4 protein-coding genes are annotated in these 6,196 nt (G+C 68.4%); all 4 read left to right on the top strand.

The window, feature by feature from the left end:
- Nucleotides 1–168 precede the first annotated feature (168 nt).
- The 4 genes from Pph01_RS33995 to Pph01_RS33980 are packed head-to-tail and all read left to right on the top strand — an operon-like array spanning nucleotide 169 to nucleotide 6,089.
- Nucleotides 169–1,515: an ABC transporter substrate-binding protein gene (locus Pph01_RS33995; protein ID WP_204077288.1), complete on the top strand. Its 1,347-nt coding sequence runs from the start codon at nucleotides 169–171 to the stop codon at nucleotides 1,513–1,515.
- A gap of 7 nt (nucleotides 1,516–1,522) precedes the next feature.
- The gene (locus Pph01_RS33990; RefSeq protein ID WP_204077287.1) at nucleotides 1,523–2,467 is read left to right on the top strand and encodes a carbohydrate ABC transporter permease; all 945 of its coding nucleotides are present in this window, start codon (nucleotides 1,523–1,525) and stop codon (nucleotides 2,465–2,467) included.
- A complete protein-coding gene (locus Pph01_RS33985; RefSeq protein WP_204077286.1) occupies nucleotides 2,464–3,321 on the top strand; it encodes a carbohydrate ABC transporter permease in 858 nt (285 codons plus the stop codon). Before Pph01_RS33990 ends, Pph01_RS33985 begins: the two co-directional genes overlap by 4 nt.
- 53 nt (nucleotides 3,322–3,374) lie before the next feature.
- On the top strand, nucleotides 3,375–6,089 hold the full coding sequence (locus Pph01_RS33980; RefSeq protein ID WP_204077285.1) for a glycoside hydrolase family 38 N-terminal domain-containing protein: 2,715 nt from the start codon (nucleotides 3,375–3,377) through the stop codon (nucleotides 6,087–6,089).
- Nucleotides 6,090–6,196 lie beyond the last annotated feature (107 nt).

Genomic DNA, 6,196 nt, shown 5'->3' with positions numbered 1-6,196 from the left:
CAAAGTATTGCGGGCAATTAGAAAACATGATTTGCTAACCCGCCATGGCGCTCGACGCTGAACCGACACCGCTGCGTCCCGCCCATACCAACCAGACGGCATCCCGGACCCCCTGCCTGAGGGCTCGACGCCGACCCGTCTAGCGCGGTCGCTAGTCAGAAGGAAAATATGAGCAACACAGTCATGCGTATCCGCGTCGCGGGTGCCGTCGTCGCCACGGCGGCCGGCATCGCCGCACTCTCCGCGTGTTCCTCGCCCGCCCCGACGTCGGGTGGCGCGGCCGCGGCGGCCCCCTGCGAGCCCGCGAAGGGCAAGGTCACCCTCCAGTACTGGAACACCGTTCCGGGCATGGACCAGGTCGTCGCCCTGTGGAACAAGAACAACCCGAACATCCAGGTGGAGATGAAGAACATCTCCAACGACCAGTACGGCACCATCGGCAACGCCCTCAAGGCGGGCAACGCGCCGGAACTCGCCCAGGTCGGTTACGACGAGCTCCCCTTCCTGCGCACCCAGAACGCCTTCGTGGACGTCTCGGCCTGCGCGGACGCCACCGCGGCCAAGTCGAAGTTCGTGCCGTGGACCTGGTCGCAGACCAGCTTCGGCGACACGGGCGTGTTCGCCTTCCCGCAGGACACCGGCCCGATGGCCCTCTTCGTGCGCACCGACATCTTCGAGAAGCACCACCTCGAGATCCCCAAGACCTGGGACGAGTACGCGGCGGACGCGCAGAAGCTGCACGACGCGGACCCCAACCTCAGCATCACGTTCTTCGACCCGAACAACGCCGAGTGGTTCAACGGGCTCCTCTGGCAGAACAGCGCCAAGATGTACAACTACTCCGGTGACAACTGGCACGTCACCGTCGAGTCCGACCAGAGCAAGCAGGTCGCCGACTACTGGCAGAAGCTGATCGACGCCAAGCTCGTCCGCACCGACCTCGCCAACGGCTCGACCCCGATGTACGCCGCGTACCAGAAGAACCAGGTCGCCAGCTACGTCGGCGCCGCCTGGGGCTACAGCATGTTCCGCGACAACCTGCCCGACCAGAAGGGCAAGTGGTCGATCGTCCCGATGCCGACGTGGGGCACGAACGCCGCGTCCGGCGACTGGGGCGGATCCACCGTCGCGTTCATGAAGGGCAACACGCACCTGTACGAGTCGGTCAAGTTCAACGCCTGGCTGAACTCCGACCCGGAGGCTCTGGCGCTGGAGAACAAGCTGGGCGGCCTCTACCCGGCGGCCCTGGCCGGTTCGGCGCTTCCCGCGCTCTCCGCGGGCGTCGAGTACTACAACAACGAGAAGATCTTCGACGTCTTCGCCGACTCGTCCAAGAACATCGACACCAGCTTCACGTGGGGGCCCACGCAGAAGACGGTGAACCTGGCGCTTCAGGACGCGATGGCCAAGGCGGCGTCCGGCGACGGCAAGCTCACCGACGCGCTCTCGGCCGCCCAGGCGACCGCGCTGAAGTCGATGCAGGACCAGGCGATCCCGGCCGTGGCGGGCAACTGACCGCAGCATGGCTGACATCGCAACACGCGCGACCCGCGTGACGCCCGCGACCCGGGGCCGCCGTCATAACGGCGGCGGCCCCCGGGCGGGCGTCATCGTCGCGTTCGTGACCCCGTTCTTCCTCCCGTTCGTGCTGTTCTACCTGGTGCCGATCTGCTACGCGATCGGGCAGAGTTTCATGGCCGTGCGCCGTACCGGCGGCCAGTACGGCACGTCGTACACGACCTTCGGCGGCTTCGAGCAGTACGTGAAGGTGTTCCAGAACACCGAGTTCTGGTCCAGCATCGGGCGCATCGCACTGTTCGGCATCGTGCAGGTGCCAGTCATGCTGTTCCTCGCGCTGATCATGGCGCTGCTGCTCGACACTCCCCTGCTGAAGCTCAAGGCGTTCTTCCGCATCGCGGCGTTCATGCCGTACGCCGTGCCGGGCGTCATCGCCGCGATCATGTGGTCGTTCCTCTACTCGCCGCAACTGAGCCCCGTCGTCGACGTCCTGAAGGCCATCGGCCTCCAGCCCGACTTCCTCGGCCCGGGCGCCGTGCTGTGGTCGGCGGCGAACGTCTCCACGTGGCTCTGGACCGGTTACAACATGCTGATCATGTACTCGGCCCTGCAGGCGATCCCGCAGGAGCTCTACGAAGCCGCCAAACTCGACGGCGCGAGCAACTGGGCGATCGCGTGGAAGATCAAGGTTCCGATCATCGCGCCCTCGATCATCCTCACCACGGTGTTCTCGATCATCGGCACGCTGCAGCTCTACGCCGAGCCGGCCGTGCTGCGCCAGATCTCCTCGAACATCTCGAGCACGTTCACGCCGAACATGCTCGCCTACGCGGTGGCCTCGGGGAACAACTACCAGCAGGCCGCGGCGATCTCCGTGGTCATCGCCGTCATCACGTTCGTCTTGAGCTTCGGGTTCATGCGACTGACCTCGAAGAGGGCCGGACTGTGAACAACCAGACCCCGATCCGGGAAAGCCGCGTCAGCCGTACGGCCGCCATGGCCCTGATGTTCCTCCTGGCGATCTACTTCCTGCTGCCGATCTACTTCCTGCTCGTCGCGGCGACGAAGCCGCAGGGCGACCTCGCCTCGACCTTCGGGCTGGCGTTCTCGCACTTCAACCTGTTCGAGAACCTGAGCACCCTGTTCGGCCGCAGCGACGGCATCTTCGGCCGGTGGGCTCTCAACAGCGTGATCTACGCGGTGCTGGGCGCTGCCGTCGGAACCCTGATCTCCGCGTTGTGCGGCTACGCGCTCGCCAAGTTCAAGTTCCGGGGCCGGGAGTTCCTGTTCTCCGTCATCCTCGGCGGCGTACTCGTACCCACCACCGCGCTCGCGCTCCCGCTGTTCCTGCTGTTCTCGGCGACCGGGATCGTGAACACCTACCTCGCGGTGTTCCTGCCGAGCATCGTCAGCCCGTTCGGCGTGTATCTCGCCCGCATCTTCACCTCCGCCGCCGTCCCCGACGAGATCCTCGAGTCGGCGCGCCTGGACGGCGCCGGCGAGTTCCGCACGTTCTTCTCGGTGTCGCTCAAGCTGATGACGCCGGCGCTGGTGACCATCTTCCTGTTCCAGTTCGTCGGCATCTGGAACAACTTCTTCCTGCCGATGGTGATGCTGCAGAAGGAGTCGCTCTTCCCGATCACGCTCGGCCTCTTCGAGTGGAACGGTCAGACCGCCCGGGTCTCGCTCCTCCAGGAGTCCGTGATCACCGGTGCGCTGATCTCGATCGTGCCCGTGATCATCGTGTTCATCCTCCTCCAGCGGTTCTGGCGCACCGGGCTCGCCGCCGGCTCCATCAAGTGACTCCGTACGCTCCCCTCTCCCAGGTCTCCGACTAACAGAAGGTCCTTTCTTCCATGCAGAACTCCGCCGTCTTCGTGCCCCATTTCCATTGGGACCGGGAATGGTATGAGCCCTTCCAGGTGTTCCGGCACCGGCTTGTCGCCGCCCTCGACACCGTGCTGGAGACGGCCGAGGCGAACGCGGACTTCCGGTTCACCGTCGACGGGCAGATGGCCGCGATCGAGGACTACCTGGAGATGCGGCCGGAGAACCGCGATCGGGTCGCGGCCCTGGTCGCCGACGGCCGGCTCGCCATCGGGCCGTGGCTGATCCTGCTCGACGAGTTCCTCTGCTCCGGCGAGACCATCGTGCGCAACCTGCAGATGGGCTGGGCGGCGGCGGCCGAGCTCGGCGGCTCGATGCCCATCGGCTACCTCCCTGACATGTTCGGCCACGTCGCACAGATGCCCCAGATCCTGGCCCGGGCCGGAATCGAGCACGCGGCGCTGTGGCGCGGCGTCCCCGGCTCCGTCGACGGTCACGCCTTCCGCTGGCGCGCCCCCGACGGCTCCGAGGTGCGCACCGAGTTCCTCTTCGACGGCTACGACAACGGCCTCGACGTCCTGCTGGTGCCCGACCAGATCAGGCGCGCGCTCGGCGAGTACGCGGAGATGACGGCCGAGCGGTGGGGTGACGACCCCGTGCTCGCGATGGCCGGCACGGACCACAACGCGCCCGATCCGCAGCTCGCGGCCTGGCTGCGCCGCGCGTCCAGCGACGAGCGCGCCATCACCATCGCGACGCTCGACGAGTACATCCGCAAGCACGTGCGCGACGAGGTCTCCGCCGTGGTGACCGGCGAACTGCGCAGCCACGTCCGCGGCAACATCCTGCCGGGCGTGCTCTCTGTTCGGCTCGGGCTCAAGCAGCGGATGGCCGTCGCCGAGCGCACCGTCGACCACGCCGAGCGGGTGAACGCTCTGTGGTCCAAGCGCGACGACTCGCCGTTCCTCTCGCTCGCGTGGCACAAGATCATTGAGTCGTCCGCGCACGACTCGGTCGTCGGCTCCGGCACCGACGAGACCTGCGACCAGGTCGATGCGCGTCTCGCCGAAGCCGCCCAGGCGGCCCGGGCCGTACGGGACGCGGCGCTCGCCGAGCCCGCCGCCCTGGTGCCGAGCGACGGCTACCTGGTCGCCAACCCGCTGCCGTCCCCGCGCACGGCGTTGGTCGAGGTCGATGTCGTGGCTCCGCCCGAGGGAACCGTGCTGGTCGCGACCGCCGCCGACGGCTCCGCGAATCCCGTGCAGCTGATCTCCGAGGCCCCGACCGTGCTCAGCGACGAGCGCATGGACGCCTCGCAGCTCGAGCGTGTGCTGCGCCGCATCCACCGCCGTGAGCTCTTCGGCCGGCTGATCGACCACTACGAGCTCACCCCGGGATCGCTCGTCTTCCACCTCGCCGAGGTGCCGACCAGCGGACCGTTCGACCTGCTGATCCTGCGCCGGGAGGTCGCCGCCGCGGCCGCCGCGCATCCGGGCGAGTGGCGGGTGCTGACGCTGGAGGAGGCTCGCGCGACCGCGCTCGTGCCCGTGAACGTCCCCGCCTCCGGGCTCGCGAGCTTCCGGGTCGATCCGAGCGAGCAGGCGGCCGCGCTGTCGGCGGCGCTCGCCCCGGCGACGGCGACGGACCGCGCGCTTTCGAACGGACTGGTCGAGGTCGAGGTCGCCGCCGACGGCACTCTGGACGTGACCGGGGCCGACGGCACCGTGCTGCGCGGAGTCGGCCGCCTGGTCGACGGCGGTGACCGCGGCGACAGTTACAACTACGCTCCCCCGGCCCACGACGTGCTCGTGTCGGAGCCGGCGGAGGTCGTCGTCGAGCTCCTCGAGAACGGCCCGCTGCGTTCGAGGATGCGGATCACCCGCGTCTACGAATGGCCCGCCGCGCTCTCCTCGGATCGGGACCTGCGCGGCGGCGGGACCGTGCCGACCCCGGTGGAGACGCTCGTCGAGGTGCGTGCCGGCGAGCCGTTCGTGCGCGTCTCCACGTCGTTCCTGAACCAGTCGGCCGACCACCGGCTGCGCTTCCACGTGCCGCTGCCCGAGGCCGCGGCCGTGTCCGCCTCCGCCGGGCAGTTCGCCGTCACCGAGCGCGGGCTCACCGCCGAGGGAGGCTGGGGCGAATACCCGATCCCGACCTTCCCCGCGAGTACGTTCGTGTCGGCCGACGCCGCCAACGTGCTGCTCGACCACTCCACGGAGTACGAGCTCGTCGGCGAAGGCTCCGAACTCGCCATCACCCTGCTGCGCGCGATCGGCTCGATCAGCGTCAACATCCATCCGTTCCGGGACGAGCCCGCGGCGTCCGAGATCCCCGCGCCGGGCGCGCAGGATCTCGGCATGCGCATCGAGAACCGGTTCGCCGTCGTGCCCTCGGCGACCGGCTGGCAGGGCGCGAACGCGGTCGCCCTCGCCGAGGAGTTCCGCAACGACGTGCTGGTCGTCCGCGGGACCGGACCCGCCGAGGGGCAACTGCCCCCCGACGTGACCGGCGTGCGGGTCGAAGGCGCGCACATCCTCGTCTCGAGCATCCGCCGCGTCGCCGACGGCACCGAGGTCCGGGTGACCGCGATGAGCGACACCGGGTCGACCGTCCGGGTGACCGGCGCGTTCACCGAGGCCACCACGGTCGACCTGCTCGGCCGTCCGCTCTCCTCGACGCCGGTGGCGGACGGGCTCGAGCTCTCCCTCGGCCCGTGGGAGATCCGGACGATCGTGGTCCGCTAGATACCAGGTCCTCCGCACGATGCCGGGTGATCGAGGGCATCGCCGCTCTCGATCACCCGGCTCGGCGAAAGCAGTCGGCGTTCGAATCCCCTGTCATCGAGAAGGAG

It is taken from the genome of Planotetraspora phitsanulokensis (genome assembly GCF_016863295.1).
Taxonomy (GTDB): Bacteria; Actinomycetota; Actinomycetes; order Streptosporangiales; family Streptosporangiaceae; genus Planotetraspora; species Planotetraspora phitsanulokensis.
This window is presented reverse-complemented; position numbering and strand designations above follow the sequence as displayed.

Excerpts from the sequence above, each read along its gene's own strand:
- Pph01_RS33995 (WP_204077288.1), top strand. The coding sequence starts at position 169 with ATGAGCAACACAGTCATGCGTATCCGCGTCGCGGGTGCCGTCGTCGCC.
- Pph01_RS33990 (WP_204077287.1), top strand. The coding sequence starts at position 1,523 with ATGGCTGACATCGCAACACGCGCGACCCGCGTGACGCCCGCGACCCGG.
- Pph01_RS33980 (WP_204077285.1), top strand. The coding sequence starts at position 3,375 with ATGCAGAACTCCGCCGTCTTCGTGCCCCATTTCCATTGGGACCGGGAA.